Below are 21,863 nucleotides of genomic sequence, written 5' to 3'. Positions count from 1 at the left end.
CTCAGGGCGCGACGCGTTGAGCATTGCGCGCCGCCGCGGCGGGCGCACCGGACGGCTTCGGCGCACGCAGGTGCGCGGAGAGCCGCCATTCGAGCGCGCCGAGCACGCGCACGACGATGAAGTTCAGGCCGAGATAGATGACGGCCGCGCAGACGAACACCTCGGTCGTCCGATAGGTTTGCTGGATGATCTGCTGCGCGACGCCCGTGACTTCCCATACGGTGACGAGGCTGGCCAGCGCGGTCGACTTGACGAGCAGCACGGCTTCGGTCGAATACGCGGGCAGGCATTGGCGCAACGCGATCGGGCCGATCACGCGTCGCAGCAGCGCGAAGCCCGACAGACCGATCGAATAGCCAGCCTCGATCTGCCCGACCGGCACCGCCATCAGCCCGCCACGCAGAATCTCGGCCGTGTAGCCCGCCGTGCACAGCGCGAGCGAGAGCACCGCGCACACGTACGGCTCGCGCAGCAGCGGCCACATGAAGCTCTCGCGGATCGCGCCGAACTGGCCGAGCCCGTAATACACGAGGAACATCTGGATCAGCAGCGGCGAGCCGCGAAACACGAGGATGTAGGCGCGCGCGAAGCGATTCGGCAGCCAGCGCGGCGACACGCGCATCGCGACGATCACGAGCGACAGCAGGCCGCCGAGCACGAGCGATGCGAAGAACAGGCCGAGCGTGGTCGGCACGGCCGCGAGGAGCTGGCGCAGCGTGTCGACGAGAAAAGCGAAATCGATGGACATGCGGGTTCTCCGTCAGTTGCGCGCGAAATTGCGGCGGAACGATCGGCCGACGATCGCCTCGGCGCGGTTGAACACGCGGTTCGACAAGACCGTCATCAGCAGATACAACGCGCCGCCCGCGACGAAGAACACGAAATACTGGTGGGTCGAATTCGCGGCGATCTGGCTCGTGCGCAGCAGTTCGGCGAGCCCGGTGACCGAGATCAGTGCCGAGTCCTTCAGGCTCAGTTGCCACACGTTGCCGATCCCGGGCAGCGCGAAGCGCAGCACCTGCGGAACCAGGATGCGGCGCAGCACCATGCTGCCCGGCATGCCGATCGAGCGCGCCGCTTCGAGCTCGCACTTCGACACCGCGAGCACCGCCGCGCGATACACCTCCGCCTGGTACGCGCCGGAGATCATGCCGACCGCGAGCGCACCGATCACGAACGGCGGCACGCCGATGAAGCCTTCCGCGCCGAACCACTGGCCGACGGCCGTGACGAGCGTCGAGCCGCCGAAGTAGAACAGATAGATGACGAGCAGTTCGGGCACGCCGCGGAACACGGTCGTGTACAGATCGCCGAGCAGGCGGGCGCTGCGGTAGCGCGACAGCTTCGCGGCCGCGATCGCCGTGCCGATCACGGCGCCGACGGCCAGCGCGGCGAGCGTCAGCGCGACCGTCATCAATGCGGCGAGCAGCAGCACACCGCCCCAGCCTTCGGTTCCGAAGCCGAGCATTTCGAGAATCGCCATGCGTGCCTCCCGGCAAGCGTTGAGTGAATCGGCAGGATGCGTGCCGCCGCGCGTCGTGCGAGCCGCTTACGCGGCGGCGGCAGAACCCGCGCTTACGGCGTGACGTCGGTCTTGAACCACTTGTCGGCCAGCTTCTTCACCGTGCCGTCCGCGAGTGCCGCGCCGATTGCCGTATCGAACTTCGTCTTCAGGTCGGCATCCTGCTTGCGGAACGCGAGCCCTTCGCCCGGCCCCCAGATCGGCCCGCCGAGCTTCGGCCCCGCGAGCACGATCGACGCGGTGTCCTTCTTCGTGTTGTTCGCCGCGTAGTACGTGACGTCGTCGAACGACGCATCGATACGCCCGGCGACGAGGTCGAGATCGCGCTCGGGCGAAGTCTTGTACACGCGAATCGATGCGATGTCCTTGAAGCTGTCGTTGATGAACTTCGTATAGACGGTGCCCGACTGGATGCCGATCGTCTTGCCCTTCAGCTGCTTGCGCAGTGTGTCGACGGTGGGCTTGTCGGCGTTCGCGTCGCCCGTCAGCTTGACGATCGGCGCGCCGGCCGCGGCCTTCGGCAGGATCTTCGTATCGGTGACGGCGAACGTCGCCGGCGTCGCCGCATACGGACGCGAGAACAGCAGGATCTTCTCGCGCTCCGGCGTGATGGAAATCGCATCCATCAGGATATCGAACTTGCCGGCCTGCAGGCCGGGAATCATCCCGTCCCAGTCCTGCGCGACCATGTTGCACTGCACCTTGATCCGTTCGCACACGTTGGCGAGGAGTTCCGGCTCGAAACCGCCCAGCTTGCCGCCCGGCAGCGTGAGGTTCCACGGCGCGTAGCCGCCTTCGAGCGCGACCGTGACCGTCTTCCATTCCTTCGCCTGTACCGGTGCGGCGAGCGTTGCCGCTGCAGCCGCGATGACGCCGATCGTCCTGATTGCCCACTTGATGCGCTTGCCGTTCACGAGAGTTCTCCTTGCGTTGAGGTTCGCCATCCCTTCGGTGCAGCAAGCCGCCTCAGGAATTTGTCTATACAAGCATGCAAGAAGAAAAACGGCGCGACAAGCAGCGATCAAAAAAAACCGGCGAAACGCGGGAAATCCCCTAATTTCAGGGCTCCGACGTGCCTCGTTGCGGTGAATTCAGGCACGCAGTTGGTGCAGGCGGCACGATTCAATCTCAAGGATGACTAGACAAATTCCGGATTCGATCACGGTCGCGCTCGTCGGCGGGTGAGGACGGAAACGTCAGACCGTTGTCATGACGACCGGCAATCGCCACGGCGCGAATCGACATCGCCATGCGCGGCACACATGCGCCGCATGAGAACTAATCGATTGTTGGCAGCGCCGATCGGCATCGACAATCGGCTTCATGCCCCTTCGTTTGCGGTACGGGCCACTCACCCTCCCAACCGGCACATCACGACCCATGAGCCATCCAGCCCTCGTCTCCTGCATCGCCGACGCCCGCGCGGCCACGGCAGCATCGTTCCATGTCCGCCCACGCACCTGCGGCGAAGCGCTCGTCGACCTGCTCGAACGCCAGGGTGTCGAATGCGTGTTCGGCATTCCCGGCGTGCATACCGTCGAGCTCTATCGCGGTCTCGCCGCCTCGTCGATCCGCCATGTGACGCCGCGCCACGAACAAGGGGCCGGCTTCATGGCCGACGGCTATGCGCGCGTCACCGGGCGGCCGGGCGTCTGCTTCATCATCACCGGGCCGGGCATGACCAACATCGCGACCGCGATGGCCCAGGCCTACGCCGACTCGATCCCGATGCTGGTGATTTCGAGCGTCAACGCGCGGCGCGAGCTCGGCAGCGGCGACGGTCACCTGCACGAGCTGCCGTCGCAGCGCGACGTGTTCGCGGGACTGACCGCGTTCTCGCACACGCTGCTGGATGCGGCCGACCTGCCGCAGGTGCTCGCGCGCGCCTTCGCGGTGTTCGAAAGCGCACGGCCGCGGCCCGTGCATATCGAGATTCCGCTCGACGTGATCGTGATGCCGGCGCCCGCACTGCCGACCGCGCCGCTTGCCCTGCCCGCGCGCCCCGCGCCGGATGCGAACGCGATCGGCGCGGCGGCCGACCTGCTCGCGCACGCGCGCCGGCCGCTGATCCTGGCCGGCGGCGGCACGATCCAGGCGGCGGCGGAACTGCGTGAACTCGCCGAGCGCCTGCACGCACCGGTCGCGCTGACGATCAACGCGAAGGGCCTGCTGCCGGCCGGTCACCCGCTGCTGATCGGTTCCACCCAGTCGCTGCCGGCCACCCGTGCGGCGATCCGCGATGCCGACGTGGTGCTCGCCGTCGGCACCGAACTCGGCGAAACCGATTACGACGTCACGTTCGACGGCGGCTTCACGATCGACGGCCGCCTGATCCGCATCGACATCGACGCGCAACAGCTGATGCGCAATGCCCGCGCGGAGATCGCCATCGCCGGCGATGCGCGGCTGGCGCTCGGCGCACTGTCGACCCGCCTGCACGAAAGACCGGCGCCGACACCCGAGCCCGGCTGGGGTGCGTCGCGGGTGGCCGCCGTGCGCGACGCGGTCGCGTCCGGTCACGACGACGCCGCACGTGCGCAGGCGCAGCTGATCGACACCGTCGTCGCGGCGCTGCCCGGCGCGATCATCGCCGGCGATTCGACGAGTCCGGTCTATGTCGGCAATTTCACGCACGATGCGCCGGCACCGCGCAGCTGGTTCAACTCGTCGACCGGCTACGGCACGCTCGGCTACGGGTTGCCGGCGGCGATCGGCGCGAAGCTCGCCGCACCGGCGCGGCCGGTCGTGTGCCTGATCGGCGACGGCGGCCTGCAGTTCACGCTGCCGGAACTCGCGAGCGCGGTCGAGGCCCGCGTGCCGGTGATCGTGATCGTCTGGAACAACCGCGGCTACGGCGAGATCCGCAAATACATGGTTGCGCGCGACATCACGCCGGTCGGCGTCGATCCGTACACGCCCGATTTCCAGGCACTCGCGCGCGGCTTCGGCTGCGCGGCGCAAGCTGCCGCGACGCCCGACACACTTGCCGAAGCACTGCGCGATGCCGCGGTACGCACGATTCCGACCGTGATCGAAATCGACGAGACGACCTGGTTCGATCGGGTGCAGCGATGAGCACGACACCCGAACGCGCGTTCGATCCGCCGCTGCACACGCGCCACTTCATCGACGGGACGTGGTGCACGAGCGTCAGCGGCGCGACGCTGCCCGTCATCGACCCGTCGACCGAAGCGGTCCTCGCCGCCGTCAGCGCGGGCGGCGATGCGGAGGTCGAGCACGCCGTGCAAGCGGCATCGCGCGCGTTTCCCGGCTGGAAACGCACGACCGGTGCCACGCGCGCGGCCCTGCTCCGGGCGATCGCGCGCGGCGTCGACGCACGCCGCGTCCGGCTCGCGACCCTGCAGTCGCTCAACAACGGCAAGCCGTTCGCCGAAGCCGAGATCGACGTCGCGGACGTGATCGCCACCTTCGACTACTACGCGGGCCTCGCGGACACGCTCGACACCGACTGCGAAGCCGAGGTCGCGCTGCCCGGCGACGACCATCGCGCCTGGATCCGGCGCGAGCCGGCCGGCGTCGCCGCGCTGATCGTGCCGTGGAACTTCCCGATGGTCACGACCGCCTGGAAGCTCGCGCCCGCGCTGGCGGCCGGTTGCACCGTCGTGCTGAAGCCGTCCGAAATCACGCCGCTGCCCGAACTCGAACTCGCCGCGATCGTTGCCGAAGCCGGCCTGCCGCCCGGCGTGCTGAACGTCGTGACGGGCACCGGTCACGACGTCGGCGCCCGGCTGTGCGCCCATCCGCTCGTCGCGAAGGTGTCGTTTACCGGCAGCACGGCGGTCGGCGCACAAGTGATGAAGACGGCCGCGGACACGATCAAGGGCGTCGGCCTCGAACTCGGCGGCAAGTCGTCGATCATTGTGTTCGACGATGCCGACCTCGATCACGCGGTCGAACTGATCGCGGGCGGCGGCCTGTTCAACGCGGGGCAGATGTGTTCGGCAACCTCGCGCGTGCTCGTCGCCGCGCCGCTCGCCGATGAGCTGATCGCGCGCCTCGCGCGGCGGATCGACGCAACCGTCGTCGGCCCGCCGTTCGCACCGGGCGTACAGATGGGCCCGCTCACGAGCCGCGCGCAATACGAACGCGTGAAGCGCCATATCGCACAAGCTCAGACCGACGGCGCGCGGCTCGTAACGGGCGGCGATGCGCTCGCCGGCCCCGGCTACTTCATCCGGCCTGCGTTGTTCGCCGACGTGCCGGCCGACTGCGCGCTATGGCGAGACGAGATCTTCGGGCCGGTGCTGTGCGTGCGCGCGTTCGACACCGAGGACGACGCGATCGCGGCCGCGAACGATACCGAATACGGGCTCGTCGCAACCGTCGTCACGCAGGACGCGGCCCGCGGCAAGCGGGTCGCCGATGCGCTCGAGGCGGGCGTCGTCTGGATCAACACGCCGCAAGTGATCTATCCGCAAACCTCATGGGGCGGCTACAAGCGCAGCAGCGTCGGGCGCGAGCTCGGCCCGTTCGGGCTGGCCGCATTTCAGGAAATCAAGCAGGTCATGCTGCCGGCCCGCTGACGCGGCCGGCCCATGCGTTTATGTCATGCCGCGCATGCGGATATTTCGTTTGTTGCGGAAATTTGACCTCCCTACAGTTCATTCACACCCCGCGCCGCGATTCGGCGCCGGGTAGCCAACCACACGGCATCGTTCAACAGGAGAAGGCCATGCAACACTTCAAGGCGGGAAGACGGCAGGCGATCAAAACCCTCGGCACGGCGCTCGCTGCATCCGCCCTTCCGATGCCGTTCATCAGTACTGCGAAGGCACAGTCCGGCAGCTTTTCCGGCAAGACGCTGCGCCTGCTCACCTGGTCCGACGATACCGGCGCGGCCGCACTGCGCAACATTGCGGAAACCTTCAGCAAGCTGACGGGCGCACGCGTGATCGCCGACCGCGCGGACGGCACGTCGGGGATGGTTGCGAAGGTCAAGGCCGCGGGCGAGCGGCCGACCTATGACGTGATCACGCTGGCCGGCGTCGGCGCGGCCGGTCTTGCCGATGCGGGCCTGCTCGCGAAGCCCGATCTGAACCGCCTGCCGAACCTGAAGGACGTCGCGCCGCAATACCGCACGGGCGCGAACGGCTTCGGCATCGGCTACCTGCTTTGGTCGGACGGATTGATCTACAACACGGCCACCGTGAAGAGCGCGCCGTCGAGCTACGAGGCACTGTGGGATCCGAAGTATGCGGGCCGACTGTTCCTGCCGCCGCCGGAGTGGGCCGAAGCGGTCGACCTCGCGATCATCGCCGCGAAGCTGTCCGGCGGTTCGCAGCAGAACATCGATCCCGGCTTCCGCAAGCTCGCGCAGCTCAAGGATCGCGTGATGACGCTCGGCGAAAACCCGAACCAGGTCGCCGACCTGTTCCGCACCGGCTCGCTCGACATCGGCGGCATCTACTCGCCGGCGTTCTTCCCTGACCAGATCCGCAAGCCCGACTACAAGATGGGCGTGACGTACGGAATGAAGGAAGGCTTCGCGACGCAACTGATGTTCACGGTGATCCCGAAGGCCCACCCGGCCGATCTCGATCTCATCCACGCGTTCATCAACCATTCGCTCGACGCGGGCGTCCAGGGCCGGATGGCGGCCGACGTGCTGAACGGTCCCGTGAACGCGAAGGCCGTGATTCCGGCGGAAAGCCGTGCGTTCGTGCCTTCGCCGCAGCAGATCGCGGAAAAGGCCGTGCTGCACGACGACAAGGCACTCGCGGCCGTCCAGCCCGCGTGGATCAAGCGCTATACGGGCCTCTTCTCGGCATAACGACATGGCCTCCCTGTCCTCCTCCCGCGACGCGGTTCCGGCCGCCGCCGCATCGGCCGGTGCCGCCGCCAGCGCCGAGGCCGGGCGGCCCGGCGTGCCGCCGTGGCTGCTGCTCGCGCCGATCCTGGCGTTCCTCGCGGTGCTCGCCGCCGCGACGCTCACCGTGCTGCGGATGAGCGTCGGCGTATCCGGCGACGAATGGCGGACCTTCACGCTGCAGAACTACGTCGACCTCGCGGACCCGTACTTCACGAAGTCGCTGTGGCTCACGCTGCGCCTCGCGTTCCAGAGCATGGTGTGCGCGGTGCTGCTCGCGATTCCGGTTGCGCTCGCGATGGCGCGCACCGAATCGCGCCTCGCGCGCCGCCTGATGCTCGCCGGCGTGCTGCTGCCGTTGCTCGTGAACCTGCTGCTGCAAGGCTATGGCTGGCTCGTGATGCTCGGCCCGGCCGGGATGCTCAACCGCGCGCTGCTCGGCACCGGTGCAATCGAGCGGCCTCTGCAACTGCTGTATCGCGAACACGGCGTGCTGTTGGGGCTGATCCAGACTGCGTTCCCGCTCGCGGTGCTGCCCCTGTCGAGCGCGCTGCGTGCGGTTTCCCGCGCGTACGACGAAGCCGCCGCGACGCTCGGCGCGAGCCGCTGGCAGACGCTGCGGCACGTGACGCTGCCGCTTGCGATGCCCGGCCTCGTGTCCGGCGCGCTGCTCGTGTTCGCGTACAACGCCAGCGCCTTCGCGGTGCCGCTGCTGCTCGGCGGCCGCCGCGTGCCGATGCTCGCGGTGCTCGTGCACGACCAGGTCGCACCGTTGCTCAACTGGCCCGCGGCATCTGCATCGGGCATCGTGCTGATGGCTGCGACGCTCGTGGTGATGGCGGTTTCCCAGCGCCTCGTGCGCACCCTGCAACGTGCCGGCGAGGTGAACCGATGAATGCCCTGCTCCTGCGCGCGCCGCTGCCCGGCCGCCTCGGACGCGTGACCGGTGCGCTCGCGACGCTCGTGCTGTTCGTCGCCGCGCTCCCTATCCTGACGATGATCACGATGTCGTTCGGCGCCTCGGGCACGCTCGAATTCCCGCCGCGCGATTTCAGCCTGCGCTGGTATCACGCCGCGTGGCAGACGTTCGTTTCGTCCGATGCGGGCAGCGCGCAGTCGATGGGCGCCGCGTTGACCACGAGCCTCGTCGTCGCGGTCGCGACGATGCTGATCGCGACCGCCGTGTCGGTACCCGCGGCCTACGCGCTGTCGCGCTGCCGCTTCCGCGGCAAGGCGCTCGTCGAGCAGCTCGTCGCGTTGCCGATCGTCTATCCGCTCGTGATGCTCGGCCTCGCACTGCTGATCGTGTTCAACGCGCTGCCGGTCGAGCTCGGCATCGTGCGGCTCGTCGTCGCGCACGTGATCCTGACGCTGCCGTTCACCGTGAAGAACTGCGCGGCCTCGGTCGCGTCGATCGGTCCGGACTTCGAGGAAGCCGCGTGCCTGATGGGCGCGAGCCCGCGCCGCGCGCTCGTCGACGTCGTGCTGCCGCTGATGCGGCCCGGCATTCTCGCCGGGATGCTGTTCGCGTTTATCGTGTCGTTCAACGAATTCACGGTGACGTTCTTCCTGTACAGCATCGACACGATGACCCTGCCGGTCTGGCTCTACAGCCGCACCGTGTCGTCGCTCGACCCGACCGTGTTCTGCTTCGCCGTGTTCACGGTCGCGATCGACTTCGCGCTGATCTGGATGCTCGAAAAACTCGTCGGCGACAAGGGCGTCGCGCTCTGACGCGCGCACCGCCTGGCCCTCCCCCTCGCCCGTGCAAGGAACCCTCATGACCCAGCTCATCCTCCAGGACGTGACGAAGCGCTTCCATCACGCGTATGCGGTCGATCACGTCGACCTGTCGGTGCCGGACGGCAAGCTCGTCTGCTTTCTCGGCCCGTCCGGTTGCGGCAAGACCACGCTGATGCGGATCATCGCCGGCCTCGAAACGCCGACCTCCGGCACCCTGACGTTCGCCGGCCGCGACCTCACGCACGTGCCCGCCAACCGGCGCGACTTCGGCATGGTGTTCCAGTCGCTCGCGCTGTTTCCGCACATGACCGTCGCGCAGAACGTCGCGTACCCGCTGCGGCTGCGCAAGACGGCGAAGGCCGCGCAAGCGCGGCGCGTCGCCGAGCTGCTGGAGCTGATCCAGCTTCCGCACATGGCCGACCGGCTCGTCACGCAATTGTCGGGCGGGCAGCGCCAGCGCGTCGCGATTGCGCGCGCGATCGCATCGTCGCCGCGCCTGCTGCTGCTCGACGAGCCGCTGTCGGCACTGGACGCGAAGCTGCGCGAAGCGATGCAGATCGAGATCCGGCTGCTGCAGCAACGGCTCGGCATCACGACCATCATGGTCACGCACGACCAGCGCGAAGCGATGACGATGGCCGACGAGATCGTCGTGATGGAGCAGGGCCGCATCCAGCAGGTCGGCCGGCCGCTCGACATCTATCGCGACCCGGTCAACGAATTCGTCGCGGACTTCATCGGCCTCGGCAACATCCTGCCGGTCATGCGCGACGGCGACGACGCGATCGTCCTGCCGGGCGGGCAGCGCCTCGCGATCCCGCGCGCGCCCGACGCGACAGGCGCGTCCGACGCCGTGCGCCTGCTGATTCGTCCCGAGGACGTCTGCGTGCGACCGGGCCCGCCGGCGGCGGCGCCGAACACGCTGGCCGGCACGATCACGTTCGTCCGCGACGTCGGCGCATCGATCGAAGCGACGATCGACTGCCGCGGCTTCACGCTGACGGCCGCGACGACGCCGCGCGAGACGCCTGACCTCCACGTCGGCATGCCGGTGCTCGCGGAACTGCCGCCCCATGCCTGCAAGCTCATCGCCGCACGCGGCGCCTGATGTCCGTTCCCTTTCTCCAGCGCAACAACGAGGACTTCACCATGAACGCAACGATTCACGCAACCCGCCGCATGCAACATCTGCTCGCCCGCACCGTCCTGCTCTGTGCCGGCGCCGCCGCGCTTACCGGCTTCGCGCCGCTCGCACACGCCGACGCGCTCGACACGATCGCGAAATCGGGCGTCGTGCGCGTCGGCGTATTCGAGGACTATCCGCCGTTCGGTTCGATCGGACCCGACATGAAGCCGCAAGGCTATGACATCGACATGGCGAACCTGATCGGCCGCGCCCTCAATGCGAAGGTCGAGCTCGTGCAGGTCACCGGCGACAACCGGATGGCATATCTCGCCGACCACAAGACCGACATGCTGCTGTCGGTCGGGCAGACGCCGGAGCGCGCGAAGGTGATCGACTTCTCGAACGCGTATGCGCCTTACTACCTCGCGGTGTTCGGCCCGAAATCGCTGGCCGTGAAGGGCAATGCCGATCTCGCCGGCAAATCCGTCGCGGTCGCGCGCGGCACGCTCGAGGATCTGAGCGTCAGCAAGATCGCGCCGCCGAGCGCGACGATCAAGCGCTTCGACGACCCGAACGGCGCGATCGCGGCATTCCTGTCGGGACAGGCGCAACTCCTGGTGGTCGGCAACGACGTCGGCGCAACCATCATCGCGCGGCATCCGTCGATCGATCCCGAACAGAAGTTCTCGCTGTTCAGCTCGCCCGATCACGTCGGCCTGAACAAGAACGAACCGCGCCTGATGCAGAAGGTCAATGACGCGATCGCCGTCGCGAAGAAGAACGGCACGCTGAACACGTTGTCGCAGAAGTGGCTGCACGCGGCACTCCCGGCCGATCTGTAATGGGCATCGCCCCCGCCCCGCACTCACGACGAAAGGCATCGCGATGACTTACGTGTTCGACTTCAGCGATTTCGGCCTGTACGCCGACATGCTCGCGCGCGGCATCGGCGTGACGCTCGGCCTCACCGCCGCCTCGACCGTGCTGGGCGGCCTGATCGGCACCGCCGGCGCGTGGACCGCCCTCGCGGGCCCGCGCTGGGCGCGTGCGCTCGTGGCGTCCTACGTCGAGCTGATCCGCAATACGCCATTCCTCGTCCAGCTGTTCTTCATCTTCTTCGGGCTGCCCGGTATCGGCGTACACATCGACGAGGCGCAGGCGGCCGTGCTCGCTATGACGGTCAACCTCGGCGCGTATGCGGTCGAGATCCTGCGCGCCGGCATCGAATCGGTGCCGCACGGGCAAGTGCAGGCCGCGCGCGCGCTCGGGCTGCACGGCCGGCAGGTGTTCGGTCACGTCGTGCTGCCGCAGGCACTCGCGAACGTTTACCCCGCGCTGCTGGGGCAGGTACTGATCGTGATGCTCGGTTCGGCGGTCGTGTCGCAGATCTCGGTGCCCGACCTGACCTACGCGGCGAACTTCATCCAGTCGCGCAATTTCCGTGCGTTCGAGATCTACATCGTCGTGACCGTGATCTACCTGTTGCTGTCGATCGCACTGCGCATGCTGCTCAACCGCGTCGGCCGGCGGTTGTTCCGGGGCCGCGCGCCGCATGGCTCGGCTGCCGCGCCGCGACGCACCCGGGCCGCCCGCTTCACGTGGCGCGCCCGCTCCCCCGAGACCGGCCTGCCGACGGAGCATGCACGATGATCGAATTCACTTTCCAGGACATCGCATGGAACCTGCTGCTCGCCGCGCGCTGGACCGTGCTGCTGTCGCTGATCACGTTCGCCGGCGGCGGCATCGCGGGTTTCGCGCTGCTCGCGCTGCGCATCTCGCCCGTACCGGCGCTGCGCCGCTTCGTGATCCTGTACGTCGAAGTGTTTCAGGGCACGCCGTTGCTGATGCAACTGTTCCTCGGTTTCTTCGGATTGCCGCTCGTCGGCATCGACGTGACGCCGTGGGTCGCGGCGTCGGTCGTGCTGACGCTGAACGCGAGCGCGTACCTGGCCGACATCTGGCGCGGTTGCGTCGACGCGGTGCCGCGCGGCCAGTGGCACGCGGCGGCCAGCCTCGGCATGACGTGGGCCCAGCGGCTGCGCTACGTGGTGTGGCCGCAGGCATGGAAGATCGGGCTGCCGCCGACAGTCGGTTTTCTAGTGCAGGCGGTGAAGAGCACCGCGCTCACGTCGATCATCGGGCTGACCGAACTGACCAAGACCGGCAACATCATCACCAATGCGGTATTCAAGCCGTTTCCGATCTACGCGATGGTCGCGTTGCTCTACTTCGCGATGTGCTTCCCGCTGACGTGGTATGCGCGTGCGCTCGAACGTCGCTACCGCGTCGCGAAGGCGCGCTGAACCGGCGCCGCGCGCGCCTCATTCCGATGCAGGTACTTTCATGATTTCCATCAGCAACATTTCGAAGTGGTACGGCCAGTTTCAGGTCCTCGCCGATTGCACGACCGAGGTCAGGAAAGGCGAGGTGGTCGTCGTGTGCGGTCCGTCGGGCTCGGGCAAGTCGACGCTGATCAAGACCGTGAACGGCCTCGAGCCGTTCCAGCAGGGCGAGATCCTCGTGAACGGCCAGTCGGTTGGCGACAAGAAGACGAACCTGTCGAAGCTGCGCTCGAAGGTCGGGATGGTGTTCCAGCATTTCGAGCTGTTTCCGCACCTGTCGATCGCCGAGAACCTGACGCTTGCACAGATCAAGGTGCTCGGCCGCGGCAAGGACGAAGCCGCCGACAAGGGCATGAAGCTGCTCGATCGCGTCGGGCTGAAGGCGCATGCGCACAAGTTCCCGGGCCAGCTGTCCGGCGGACAGCAGCAGCGGGTCGCGATCGCGCGTGCGCTGTCGATGGACCCGATCGCGATGCTGTTCGACGAACCGACGTCCGCGCTCGATCCGGAGATGATCAACGAGGTGCTCGACGTGATGGTCGAGCTCGCGCAGGAAGGGATGACGATGATGGTCGTCACGCACGAAATGGGCTTCGCGAAGAAGGTCGCCCATCGCGTGGTCTTCATGGACAAGGGCGCGATCGTCGAGGACGACCGCAAGGAAGAGTTCTTCGCGAACCCGAAGTCGGATCGCGCGAAGGATTTCCTCGCGAAAATCCTGCATTGAGCGATATTGCGTCGCTGCCCGTTGCACACCGATGCTTCCGATGAAACGACTCCCTTCCCTCAATGCGCTGCAGGTGTTCGACGTCGTCGCGCGCCACGGCAGCTTCACGCGCGCCGCCGGGCACCTGTGCCTGACGCAGGGCGCCGTGAGCCGGCAAATCCTCGCGCTCGAAAGCTTCTATCAGTTTCCGCTGTTCAAGCGCACGCCCAAGGGGCTCACGCTGACGGCCGAGGGCGAGCTGCTGTTGCCGACGGTGCGCGAAAGCTTCGCGCGCATCGAGGAGGTATCGATGCGCCTGTCACGCCGGCGCACCGAGCTTGCGCTGAAGGTGCCGACCTGCATGATGCAGTGGATGCTGCCGCGCATCATGCGTTTCCAGGTCGAGCATCCCGAGCTGCAGGTGCAGATCACGACCACCTGGGATCATCACGTCGATTTCCGCGTCGAGCCGTTCGATGCGGCGGTGATCTATGCCGACGGCGCCGGCCCCGACATGCACGCGATTCCGTTGTTCGAAGAGCGGCTCACCCCCGTCTGTGCGCCGAGCCTGCTCGAGCACCAACCGCTCGCGCGTCTCGACGAACTGAACGGCCATACGCTGCTGCATCCGACCCGCGATCATCAGGACTGGAAACGCTGGCTCGACCATGCGGGCGCGGCGCACGTCGACTCGTCTCGCGGCCTGAGCTTCGAAACGCTGGACCTCGCGACCCGGGCAGCGATCGACGGATACGGCATCGCGATCGGCGACAGGACGCTGGTGGACGAAAGCGTGGCGGCGCACCGGCTCGTGATGCCGTTCGACCTGTCGTTGCCGACGGGAATGGGTTATTACTTCGTGTATCCGGGCGGAATCGAACAGCCGCACAAGATCCAGCTGTTCGGCGACTGGATCGCGGACAAGCGCAGGTGGGATTGCGTCACGCTGCCAGCGATGCCGGCGCGGTCGTTGGAACATCCGGATTGAACCGCGTCATGGTGGTCGAGCCGCAGATCGATGTCGATGTCCGGGTACGCGTCGGCAAACCCTTCCCCGCTATTCGACGTTATCCGCCACGTCCGTCATCCGGATCATGTGCGGCTTGATGCCGTCGTCTTCCGCCGCCGCGGCCTCCTTCGGATGGATCAGCGCTTCGAGCCGCGCCTTCGTCGCGATGAACGCCGGCGTATTCACCTGCGAATAATCGCGCGGCCGCGGCACCGGCACCTCGATCAACTCCTGCACCCCGCCCGGATTCGCCTTCAGCACCAGGATCCGGTCGGCCAGAAAGATCGCCTCGTCGAGGTCGTGCGTGATGAACAGGATCGTCACGTCGATGTTGCGCCAGATGTCGAGCAGGTGTGTCTGCATCCTCGCACGCGTCTGTGCGTCGAGCGCGCCGAACGGTTCGTCCATCAGCAGGATGCGCGGACGGTTCGCGAGCGCGCGGGCAATCGCCACGCGCTGCTTCATGCCGCCCGACAACTGGTGCGGATACACGTCGGCGAAGCGCGTCAGCCCGACGAGATCGAGCCACTGCAGCGCCTCGCGCTCGGCCGCGCCGCTGCTGCTGCCGTTCATGCGCAGACCGAACATCACGTTCTTCTTGACCGTGAGCCACGGAAACAGCGTATAGCCCTGGAACACCATCCCGCGATCGGCGCCCGGCCCGTCCACCGGTTTGCCGTCCAGCAGCACCTCGCCGCTCGTCTGCGCGTCGAGCCCGGCCAGGATCCGGATCAACGTCGACTTGCCGCAGCCGGACGGGCCGATCACGCAGACGAACTCGCGCCGGTGCGTGCGGAAACTGATGTCGTCCAGCGCGACGCACTCGCCCTGCGGCGTCGTGAACCGCTTGCCGACGTGCCGCACGTCGAGTATCACGTCGCGGGCCTTCAGCCGCGCGAAGCGCTCGCGCACCGCGTCGGATTGAATCAGGTAATCGGGAACGGCTTGCGGGTTCTGCATGATGCCCTCTGCGGAAATCGTCGATGGGGATGTGCGTGCGGCGCTCACGCTTTCAGCGTGCGGTCCCACGGAAAGAGCCGGCGGCCGAGCAGACCGAGCACGATGTCGGTGCCGAGGCCGATGATCCCGATCATCAGGATCGCCGCATACACGTTGTCGAAATGCTGGTAGCGCGCCTGCTGGCTGATGTACCACGTGATGCCCGAGCTCGTGCCGACGAGCTCGGCGACGATCAGGTAAGTCCAGGCCCAGCCGAGCAGGATCCGCTGATCGCGATACAGGTCCGGCAGCACGCCTGGAATCACGACGTGCGTGAGCAGCTTCAGCTTCTTCGTGCCGAGCGTCATCGCGGCCTCGAACAGCCCGTATTCGAGCTTGCGTGTGGTGTTCGCGATGATCAGCACTTGCTGGAACAGCGTGCCGATCACGATGATCGCGATCTTCGGCGCGTCGTAGATGCCGAGAATCGCGACCATCAGCGCGCCGAACGCGGGCGCCGGCAGATAGCGGAAGAACTCCAGGAACGGCTCCTGCAGCCGCGCGAGCGCACTGAAGGTGCCGCACACGATGCCGAGCGGCACGCCGATCGCGGACGAGATCACGAAGCCCCAGAAGATGATGCGGATGCTGTGCCACAGGCTTTCGTGCAGCCACACGCCGTCGCGCGACGCGGGCGGTGTCGTGAACGCCGTGTAGAACGCGCGCAATACCTGGTGCGGGGCCGGCAGGTAGACCGGATTCGCGCGCTCACCTTCGGGCACCGCCGTGTGCGCGGCCCGCGCATGCGCGAGTTCGTCGTCGAACACGTCGCGCTCGACCTGCATGCCGGTCTGGAAATAGTCGACGCTGCCCGGATTCGTGATGCGCATCTGCGGATGCCAGACGAACGGCACATAGCTGATCAGGCACCAGACGGCGAACGGCAGCAGGAAGGACGCGAGCGCGAGCGTCCATTTGCCGCGCGTCGTCAGTTCCCGGCGCACGGCGAGCCATCCGGTCGTGTTGCGGGTCGTTGTCATGGGAATCTCCGTATCGTTTCGGGTGCCGGTCGCGCGGCTGCCGCGGCATCGCGCGACCGTGCGTTCATTGCAATGCGCCGCTGGCCGCCTGCGCGCGGTAAGCGCGCCAGCCGCCGAACCGCGTGATGTCCTGCGCATCGTCGAGCGCCACGCTCTCGCACAGGAAGCCTTGCACCCGCGAACCGTCCGCGAGCGTCAGCGTGCCGATGCCGAGCGGCGCCGCGATACCGGCGACGAAGCTGCCGTAGGCCTCGACCGGCATCTCCCAGACCTCGACCGCGATCGGCGCGCCACCGTCCGGCACGCGCACGAGCCCCGGTTTGGCGACGCCGCCGCTTGCGTCCGCGGACAGCGCATAGAGGCGATAGGCCGGCGCGGTCGTGGTCGCGGTGACGAAGCGCGCGCCACGCTGCGTGAGCTGCCCGTTCAACGGTTCGCCGCGAAGATGCGCGCCGACGACGGCCACTCGCACGACACCCGCGGCTGCGGCACGCGCCGGCATCGCGGCCGCGGGCGGCCGAACGTCGCCGATAGCGGCAACGCCGTCGCCCCACGCATGCGCGAGGTCGAGCAGCCGCGCATCGTCGTGCGCGCGACCGACGAACGTGATCCCGAACGGCAAGCCCGCATGCGGCCCGATCGCGCACGTGCCGGCAGGCACCGCGATCGCCGACAGGTCGAGCAGGTTCACGAAGTTCGTGTAGTAGCCGAAGCGCGAATTGATCGCGATCGGATCGGCCTCGAGCGCATCGACGGTCGCGGTCGTCGCCGAGGTCGGCATCACGATCGCGTCGAGGCCGTCCCACGCGCGGGCCGCGTCAACGCGCAACGCCGCAAGCCGGTCGAATGCGGCGAACGCATCGGCCGCGCTGAAGCGCGACGCTCCGCCAATGATTTCGCGGATCACCGGATGCAGTGCATCGGGCTCGCGCGCGGCGAACGTGCCGATCGCGGCGAGCCGCTCGGCGACCCACGGGCCTTCGTACAGCAGCCGCGCGGCCGCCAGGAACGGGCCGAAGTCGATCTCGACGACCTGCGCGCCGCTCGCGCGCAGCCGTTCGAGCGCCGCACGCCACGCCGTGCGGTACGAAGCGTCGCCGAAGAACTCCAGCTGATCGGCCCGCGGCGTGCCGAAACGCAATTGCCCGAGCGGCCGTGCCGGCTGCGCGCGCAATCCGTCCGCACCCAGCAGCGGCTGCCATGCGCGCCCGTACGGGTCGCCTTCCGTCACGCCGTGCGCGGCGGCGAACACGGTGCGCGCGTCGTCCGCCGAACGCGCGAACACCGACACGCAATCGAGCGACCGGCACGCGGGCACCACGCCGAGCGTGCTCAGCACGCCCCGTGTCGGCTTGAGCCCGACGAGCCCGTGAAATGCGGCCGGCACGCGCCCGGAGCCGGCCGTGTCGGTGCCGAGCGAGAACGTCGCGACGCCGAGCGCGACCGCCACGGCCGACCCGGAACTCGAGCCGCCCGACGCATAGCGCGGGTCGAGCGCATTGCGGCACGCGCCGTAAGGCGAGCGCTGCCCCGAGAGTCCGGTCGCGAACTGGTCGAGATTGGTCTTGCCGACGGGAATCGCGCCGGCCGCGATCAATCGCTCGACCACCGGCGCGCTGCGTGCCGGCGTGTACGCGTAGGCGGGGCAGCCCGCCGTCGTCGGGATGCCGGCGACGTCGATGTTGTCCTTGATCGCGAACGGCACGCCGTAAAGCGGCAACGACGCGATGTCGCGTCCGGCCAGCGCGTCGGCGTACGGCATCATCTCGTCGCGCGTGAGCGGCCGGATCCACGCATGGTGCGGGTCGCCCGCGGCGAAGTGCGCGGCGATCGCGTCGACGAGCGCATGCGGCGTCAGGTCGCCCGCCGCGTAGCGTGCGCGCAGCGCGGCAATCGAGTGCAGCCCGCGCAGGATCGAGCGTTCCGTCGTGCTCATGCGACCTCCTCGGCGGCACCCGCCTTCATCACCATCAGCCGCTGGCCGGCCACCACCGCCGCGCCAGGGGCGCAATCGATCGTCTCGATCGTGCCGTCTTCCGTTGCCGTCACCGCCACCTCCATCTTCATCGATTCGACGATCGCGACGACCTGCCCTTCGGTCACGCGCTCGCCGGCTTCCACCAGCACCTTCCACACGCTGCCCGACACGTCCGCGGCGATCGCCCGTTGCGTGTCGTCGAGCGTGCCCGCTACCCGGTCCGCTTGCGCGTCGCACGGCTCCCCGTCGCCGACGTATTCCGCATGGCCGGCCGCGCGCCAGCGCTCGCGCTCCGCGTCGAATGCGGCCTGCTGCATCATCTTGAACGCAGCGATCGACTCCGCCTCGTCGCGCAGGAAGCGGTTGTATTCGCCCAGATCGAACACGGATTCCTCGATCTTCAGCGTCGCGCGGCCCGCGATGAAATCCACACGCAGCGCAGTCAGCTCGGCCTCGCTGACTTCGTAGAAGCGGATCTCGTCGAAGAAGCGCAGCAGCCACGGCTTGCCGGCTTCGAATTCGCGCGTGGTGCGGTGACGATTCCACATCTGCACGGTTCGTCCGACGAACTGATAGCCGCCAGGCCCCTCCATCCCGTACACGCACAAATACGCGCCGCCGATGCCGACCGCGTTCTCCGGCGTCCAGGTGCGCGCGGGGTTGTACTTCGTCGTCACGAGCCGGTGCCGCGGATCGAGCGGCGTCGCGACGGGCGCACCGAGGTAGACGTCGCCGAGCCCCATCACCAGATAGCGCGCGTCGAACACGATGCGCTTCACGTCGTCGATGCTCGCCAGGCCGTTGATGCGCCGGATGAATTCGATATTGCTCGGGCACCACGGCGCATCGGGCCGCACCGACTGCATGTAGCGCTCGATCGCGACGCGCGTCGACGGGTCGTCCCACGACAGCGGCAGATGCACGATGCGGTTCGGCACGCGCATGTCGGCGACGTCGGAGAGTTCGCGCTCGGCGGCCTGCAGATGCGCGAGCAGCGCGGCAAGCGGCAGCGTCCGTGCGTCGAACTGCACCTGGAGCGAGCGGATGCCCGGCGTCAGGTCGAGCATGCCGGGTAGCCGGTGCGCGTCGAGCCAGCACATCAGTGCATGCACGCGAAAGCGCAGGTTCAGGTCGAGCACGAGCGGGCCGTATTCGACCAGCACGTTGCGATCGCCCGAGCGCCGGTAGACGACGCCGATGCCGCCGCCGGCCGACGGGTCGCGGTGGAGCACGCAATCGTCGGATTCACCCTCTGCGCCGGATGCAGCAGTGGCAACGTCACGCGTCGCATCCACGACCGCAGCAGCAGGTTTCCCGGCCGATATCCCCGACGACAAGCCCGCGCGCACGAACTGCACGGTATCGCCCGGTCGCAACTGCCCGAGCTTCCACAGCTCGTCGCGCACGACCGTCACCGGACATACGAAGCCGCCGAGGCTCGGGCCGTCCGGGCCGAGAATCACCGGCATGTCGCCGGTGAAATCGACGGCACCGATCGCATACGCGTTGTCGTGGATGTTCGACGGATGCAGCCCCGCCTCGCCGCCGTCCGCACGCGCCCATTGCGGCTTCGGGCCGATCAGCCGCACGCCGGTGCGGCTCGAGTTGTAATGGACGGTCCACTGCGTGCCGTAGAGCATCGCGATGTCGTCCGGCGTGAAGAAATCCGGCGCGCCATGCGGACCGTCGAGCACGCCGAGCGTCCATGCATGCGTCAGCGCGGGAACGTCGGCCGCGGCCAGCGTCGCGCCCGCGTCACCGCGCCCGGCGTCCGCGTGCAGGTGCAGCACGTCGCCCTTGCGCAGCGCGCGGCCGGCATGACCGCCGAACTGGCCCAGCGTGAAGGTCGCCTTGCTGCCGAGATAGTCGGGCACCTGCAGCCCGCCCTTGACGGCGAGACACGCGCGCACGCCCGCGCCCGTCACGCCCCCCAGTTTCAATACCGCGCCGGCTGGTGCGTGCACGACCTGCCAGAACGGCACCGGCTCGCCGTCGAGCGTGGCCGCGAGCGGCGCACCGCCGAGCACGAAGAGCGTCGCGGTGTTGAAGCGCAGCGTCGCGCCGACCATCGTGAATTCCAGCCCGGCCGCGTCGCGCGCGTTGCCGAGCAGCGCGTTCGCGAGGTCGAACGCGCGATCGTCCATCGGCCCAGACGGCGGCACGCCGACGTTCCAGTAGCCGACGCGCCCCGGCGCTTGCTGCACGGTGGTCTGCACGCCGCCGTCGAGCACGTCGATCGTGTGCGGCGCGAACGCGAAGCGCGACAGGAAGGCGGTCGTCGGCGCGCCGCGCGCGAACGTGTCGGAGCCGGCGACGGCACGCAGGTAGTCGAGGTTGGTCTCGATCCCGTACAGCTCGGTATGGTCGAGCGCGGCCCGCAGCGCCGCCAGCGCATCGCGCCGCGTGTCGCCGCGCACGATCAGCTTCGCGAGCAGCGGATCGTAATGCGCGCTGATCTCCGTGCCCGCGTCGATCCACCCGTCGACCCGCACGTTCTCGGGAAACGACACGTGCGTGAGCAGCCCGGCGCTCGGCTGGAACTGCTTGTGCGGATCCTCCGCATAGAGCCGCACCTGGATGCTCGCGCCGCGCGGCGCAACGGCCAGCGTGTCGAGCGGCGGCAGGTCGCCTTCGGCCTGCAGGATCATCCATTCCACGAGATCGACGCCCGTCACTTCCTCGGTCACGCAATGCTCGACCTGCAGCCGCGTGTTCACCTCGAGGAAATAGAACCGCCGCGCGGTCGCGTCGAACACGAATTCGACCGTGCCGGCCGACGCGTAGCCCACCGCGCGCGCGAGCCGCACCGCGTTCGCGTGCAGCGCGTCGCGCTCGGCGCCGGTCAGGTCAGGCGCGGGCGTTTCCTCGATCACCTTCTGGTTGCGCCGCTGCACCGAGCAATCGCGTTCGCCGAGCGCGATCGCGCCGCCGCGGCCGTCGCCGAAGATCTGCACTTCGATGTGCCGCGCGTGTTCGACGAACTTCTCGAGATAGACGCCCGCATGCGCGAAGTTCGCGGTACCGAGCCGCACGACGGATTCGAACGCGGCGCTAAGCTGCGCGGCATCGCGGCACAGCGACATGCCGATGCCGCCGCCGCCCGCGGTGCTTTTCAGCATCACCGGATAGCCGATTGCATCGGCTTCGGCGAGCGCCGTCGCCACGTCGTCGAGCAGCCCGGTGCCGGGCAGCAGCGCGACGCCGTGCGCGGCCGCGAGTTCGCGCGCGGTGTGCTTGAGGCCGAACGCGCGCATGTGATCGCCGCGCGGCCCGATGAAGCGCAGGCCCGCCGCTTCGCATGCGTCGGCAAAGCCCGCGTGCTCGGACAGGAACCCATAGCCGGGGTGCACGGCCTGCGCGCCGGTCTCGCGCGCGGCGGCGAGGATCGCCGCGACGTTCAGATAGCTGTCGGCCGCCGGTGCGGGCCCGACACGCACGGCTTCGTCGGCGAGCGCCACGTGGCGCGCGTCGCGATCGGCATCCGAATAGATCGCGACCGATGCGATGCCGAGGCGCTTCAGCGTGCGGATCACGCGGCACGCAATTTCGCCGCGGTTCGCGACGAGGACTTTGGCGAATCTCATGTTGCCTCCCGCAGCGAACGTGTCGGCCCGGAGTAGCGCTTCAGCGC

Annotated in this window: 18 protein-coding genes; 11 read left to right on the top strand and 7 right to left on the bottom strand. The window is 68.1% G+C overall.

What is annotated here, in order from left to right:
* Window position 1: 1 nt before the first annotated feature.
* The 3 genes from C7H84_RS22825 to C7H84_RS22815 all read right to left on the bottom strand — a co-directional run bounded on the left by C7H84_RS22825 (window position 2) and on the right by C7H84_RS22815 (window position 2,436).
* Complete coding sequence (locus tag C7H84_RS22825) at window positions 2-748, bottom strand: ABC transporter permease subunit (protein ID WP_121860883.1); 747 nt, start codon at window positions 746-748, stop codon at window positions 2-4.
* 12 nt (window positions 749-760) lie between these two features.
* Window positions 761-1,483 (bottom strand): ABC transporter permease subunit, encoded by a 723-nt coding sequence (locus tag C7H84_RS22820; protein ID WP_121860882.1) that lies wholly within the window; start codon window positions 1,481-1,483, stop codon window positions 761-763.
* A 92-nt stretch (window positions 1,484-1,575) separates the two neighbouring features.
* Window positions 1,576-2,436 carry a transporter substrate-binding domain-containing protein gene (locus C7H84_RS22815; protein ID WP_121860881.1) on the bottom strand — a complete coding sequence of 287 codons (861 nt, stop codon included), beginning with the start codon at window positions 2,434-2,436 and terminating at the stop codon, window positions 1,576-1,578.
* Window positions 2,437-2,902: 466 nt separating this feature from the next.
* Here C7H84_RS22815 and C7H84_RS22810 point away from each other — a divergent pair, with 466 nt between their 5' ends.
* From C7H84_RS22810 to C7H84_RS22760, 11 genes are all read left to right on the top strand, one after another.
* Entirely contained in the window at window positions 2,903-4,597 is a 1,695-nt protein-coding gene (locus C7H84_RS22810; protein ID WP_121860880.1) for a 5-guanidino-2-oxopentanoate decarboxylase, read from the top strand.
* On the top strand, window positions 4,594-6,066 hold the full coding sequence (locus tag C7H84_RS22805; protein ID WP_121860879.1) for an aldehyde dehydrogenase family protein: 1,473 nt from the start codon (window positions 4,594-4,596) through the stop codon (window positions 6,064-6,066). The genes C7H84_RS22810 and C7H84_RS22805 overlap by 4 nt, the downstream gene beginning before the upstream one ends.
* A gap of 149 nt (window positions 6,067-6,215) precedes the next feature.
* Window positions 6,216-7,313, top strand: coding sequence for an extracellular solute-binding protein (locus tag C7H84_RS22800; RefSeq protein ID WP_121860878.1), 1,098 nt, complete (start codon window positions 6,216-6,218; stop codon window positions 7,311-7,313).
* Window positions 7,314-7,317: 4 nt separating this feature from the next.
* Window positions 7,318-8,244, top strand: a complete 927-nt coding sequence (locus C7H84_RS22795) for an ABC transporter permease (RefSeq protein WP_205611451.1) — start codon at window positions 7,318-7,320, stop codon at window positions 8,242-8,244.
* The gene (locus C7H84_RS22790) at window positions 8,241-9,083 is read left to right on the top strand and encodes an ABC transporter permease (RefSeq protein ID WP_121860876.1); all 843 of its coding nucleotides are present in this window, start codon (window positions 8,241-8,243) and stop codon (window positions 9,081-9,083) included. Before C7H84_RS22795 ends, C7H84_RS22790 begins: the two co-directional genes overlap by 4 nt.
* Before the next feature lie 46 nt (window positions 9,084-9,129).
* Window positions 9,130-10,200 carry an ABC transporter ATP-binding protein gene (locus tag C7H84_RS22785; protein ID WP_121860875.1) on the top strand — a complete coding sequence of 357 codons (1,071 nt, stop codon included), beginning with the start codon at window positions 9,130-9,132 and terminating at the stop codon, window positions 10,198-10,200.
* Between the two features lie 71 nt (window positions 10,201-10,271).
* A complete protein-coding gene (locus C7H84_RS22780; protein ID WP_240462080.1) occupies window positions 10,272-11,060 on the top strand; it encodes a transporter substrate-binding domain-containing protein in 789 nt (262 codons plus the stop codon).
* A gap of 43 nt (window positions 11,061-11,103) precedes the next feature.
* A complete protein-coding gene (locus C7H84_RS22775; protein ID WP_121860874.1) occupies window positions 11,104-11,868 on the top strand; it encodes an amino acid ABC transporter permease in 765 nt (254 codons plus the stop codon).
* On the top strand, window positions 11,865-12,521 hold the full coding sequence (locus C7H84_RS22770) for an amino acid ABC transporter permease (protein WP_121860873.1): 657 nt from the start codon (window positions 11,865-11,867) through the stop codon (window positions 12,519-12,521). The genes C7H84_RS22775 and C7H84_RS22770 overlap by 4 nt, the downstream gene beginning before the upstream one ends.
* A gap of 40 nt (window positions 12,522-12,561) precedes the next feature.
* Window positions 12,562-13,287 (top strand): amino acid ABC transporter ATP-binding protein, encoded by a 726-nt coding sequence (locus C7H84_RS22765; protein WP_121860872.1) that lies wholly within the window; start codon window positions 12,562-12,564, stop codon window positions 13,285-13,287.
* A gap of 40 nt (window positions 13,288-13,327) precedes the next feature.
* Window positions 13,328-14,254, top strand: a complete 927-nt coding sequence (locus tag C7H84_RS22760) for a LysR substrate-binding domain-containing protein (RefSeq protein WP_121860955.1) — start codon at window positions 13,328-13,330, stop codon at window positions 14,252-14,254.
* 69 nt (window positions 14,255-14,323) lie between these two features.
* Here the strand turns inward: C7H84_RS22760 and C7H84_RS22755 are convergent, their stop codons facing one another.
* The 4 genes from C7H84_RS22755 to uca form a co-directional block, all read right to left on the bottom strand.
* Complete coding sequence (locus C7H84_RS22755) at window positions 14,324-15,235, bottom strand: ABC transporter ATP-binding protein (protein ID WP_121860871.1); 912 nt, start codon at window positions 15,233-15,235, stop codon at window positions 14,324-14,326.
* Window positions 15,236-15,279: 44 nt separating this feature from the next.
* Entirely contained in the window at window positions 15,280-16,254 is a 975-nt protein-coding gene (locus tag C7H84_RS22750) for an ABC transporter permease (RefSeq protein ID WP_121860870.1), read from the bottom strand.
* A 64-nt stretch (window positions 16,255-16,318) separates the two neighbouring features.
* Window positions 16,319-18,190, bottom strand: a complete 1,872-nt coding sequence (atzF, locus tag C7H84_RS22745) for an allophanate hydrolase (RefSeq protein ID WP_121860869.1) — start codon at window positions 18,188-18,190, stop codon at window positions 16,319-16,321.
* Window positions 18,187-21,816, bottom strand: coding sequence for an urea carboxylase (uca, locus tag C7H84_RS22740; protein WP_121860868.1), 3,630 nt, complete (start codon window positions 21,814-21,816; stop codon window positions 18,187-18,189). The genes atzF and uca overlap by 4 nt, the downstream gene beginning before the upstream one ends.
* Window positions 21,817-21,863: the final 47 nt, after the last annotated feature.

This window comes from Burkholderia sp. Nafp2/4-1b, from assembly GCF_003635165.1.
In the GTDB taxonomy this organism is placed as follows: Bacteria; Pseudomonadota; Gammaproteobacteria; order Burkholderiales; family Burkholderiaceae; genus Burkholderia.
This window is presented reverse-complemented; position numbering and strand designations above follow the sequence as displayed.

What these genes read in the sequence shown, in the direction of transcription:
- uca (WP_121860868.1), bottom strand. Translation starts at nt 21,816, where the DNA reads ATGAGATTCGCCAAAGTCCTCGTCGCGAACCGCGGCGAAATTGCGTGC.
- C7H84_RS22780 (WP_240462080.1), top strand. Translation starts at nt 10,272, where the DNA reads ATGCAACATCTGCTCGCCCGCACCGTCCTGCTCTGTGCCGGCGCCGCC.
- C7H84_RS22820 (WP_121860882.1), bottom strand. Translation starts at nt 1,483, where the DNA reads ATGGCGATTCTCGAAATGCTCGGCTTCGGAACCGAAGGCTGGGGCGGT.
- C7H84_RS22755 (WP_121860871.1), bottom strand. Translation starts at nt 15,235, where the DNA reads ATGCAGAACCCGCAAGCCGTTCCCGATTACCTGATTCAATCCGACGCG.
- C7H84_RS22775 (WP_121860874.1), top strand. Translation starts at nt 11,104, where the DNA reads ATGACTTACGTGTTCGACTTCAGCGATTTCGGCCTGTACGCCGACATG.
- C7H84_RS22760 (WP_121860955.1), top strand. Translation starts at nt 13,328, where the DNA reads ATGAAACGACTCCCTTCCCTCAATGCGCTGCAGGTGTTCGACGTCGTC.
- C7H84_RS22800 (WP_121860878.1), top strand. Translation starts at nt 6,216, where the DNA reads ATGCAACACTTCAAGGCGGGAAGACGGCAGGCGATCAAAACCCTCGGC.
- C7H84_RS22765 (WP_121860872.1), top strand. Translation starts at nt 12,562, where the DNA reads ATGATTTCCATCAGCAACATTTCGAAGTGGTACGGCCAGTTTCAGGTC.
- atzF (WP_121860869.1), bottom strand. Translation starts at nt 18,190, where the DNA reads ATGAGCACGACGGAACGCTCGATCCTGCGCGGGCTGCACTCGATTGCC.
- C7H84_RS22795 (WP_205611451.1), top strand. Translation starts at nt 7,318, where the DNA reads ATGGCCTCCCTGTCCTCCTCCCGCGACGCGGTTCCGGCCGCCGCCGCA.
- C7H84_RS22805 (WP_121860879.1), top strand. Translation starts at nt 4,594, where the DNA reads ATGAGCACGACACCCGAACGCGCGTTCGATCCGCCGCTGCACACGCGC.
- C7H84_RS22770 (WP_121860873.1), top strand. Translation starts at nt 11,865, where the DNA reads ATGATCGAATTCACTTTCCAGGACATCGCATGGAACCTGCTGCTCGCC.
- C7H84_RS22825 (WP_121860883.1), bottom strand. Translation starts at nt 748, where the DNA reads ATGTCCATCGATTTCGCTTTTCTCGTCGACACGCTGCGCCAGCTCCTC.
- C7H84_RS22790 (WP_121860876.1), top strand. Translation starts at nt 8,241, where the DNA reads ATGAATGCCCTGCTCCTGCGCGCGCCGCTGCCCGGCCGCCTCGGACGC.
- C7H84_RS22750 (WP_121860870.1), bottom strand. Translation starts at nt 16,254, where the DNA reads ATGACAACGACCCGCAACACGACCGGATGGCTCGCCGTGCGCCGGGAA.
- C7H84_RS22785 (WP_121860875.1), top strand. Translation starts at nt 9,130, where the DNA reads ATGACCCAGCTCATCCTCCAGGACGTGACGAAGCGCTTCCATCACGCG.
- C7H84_RS22810 (WP_121860880.1), top strand. Translation starts at nt 2,903, where the DNA reads ATGAGCCATCCAGCCCTCGTCTCCTGCATCGCCGACGCCCGCGCGGCC.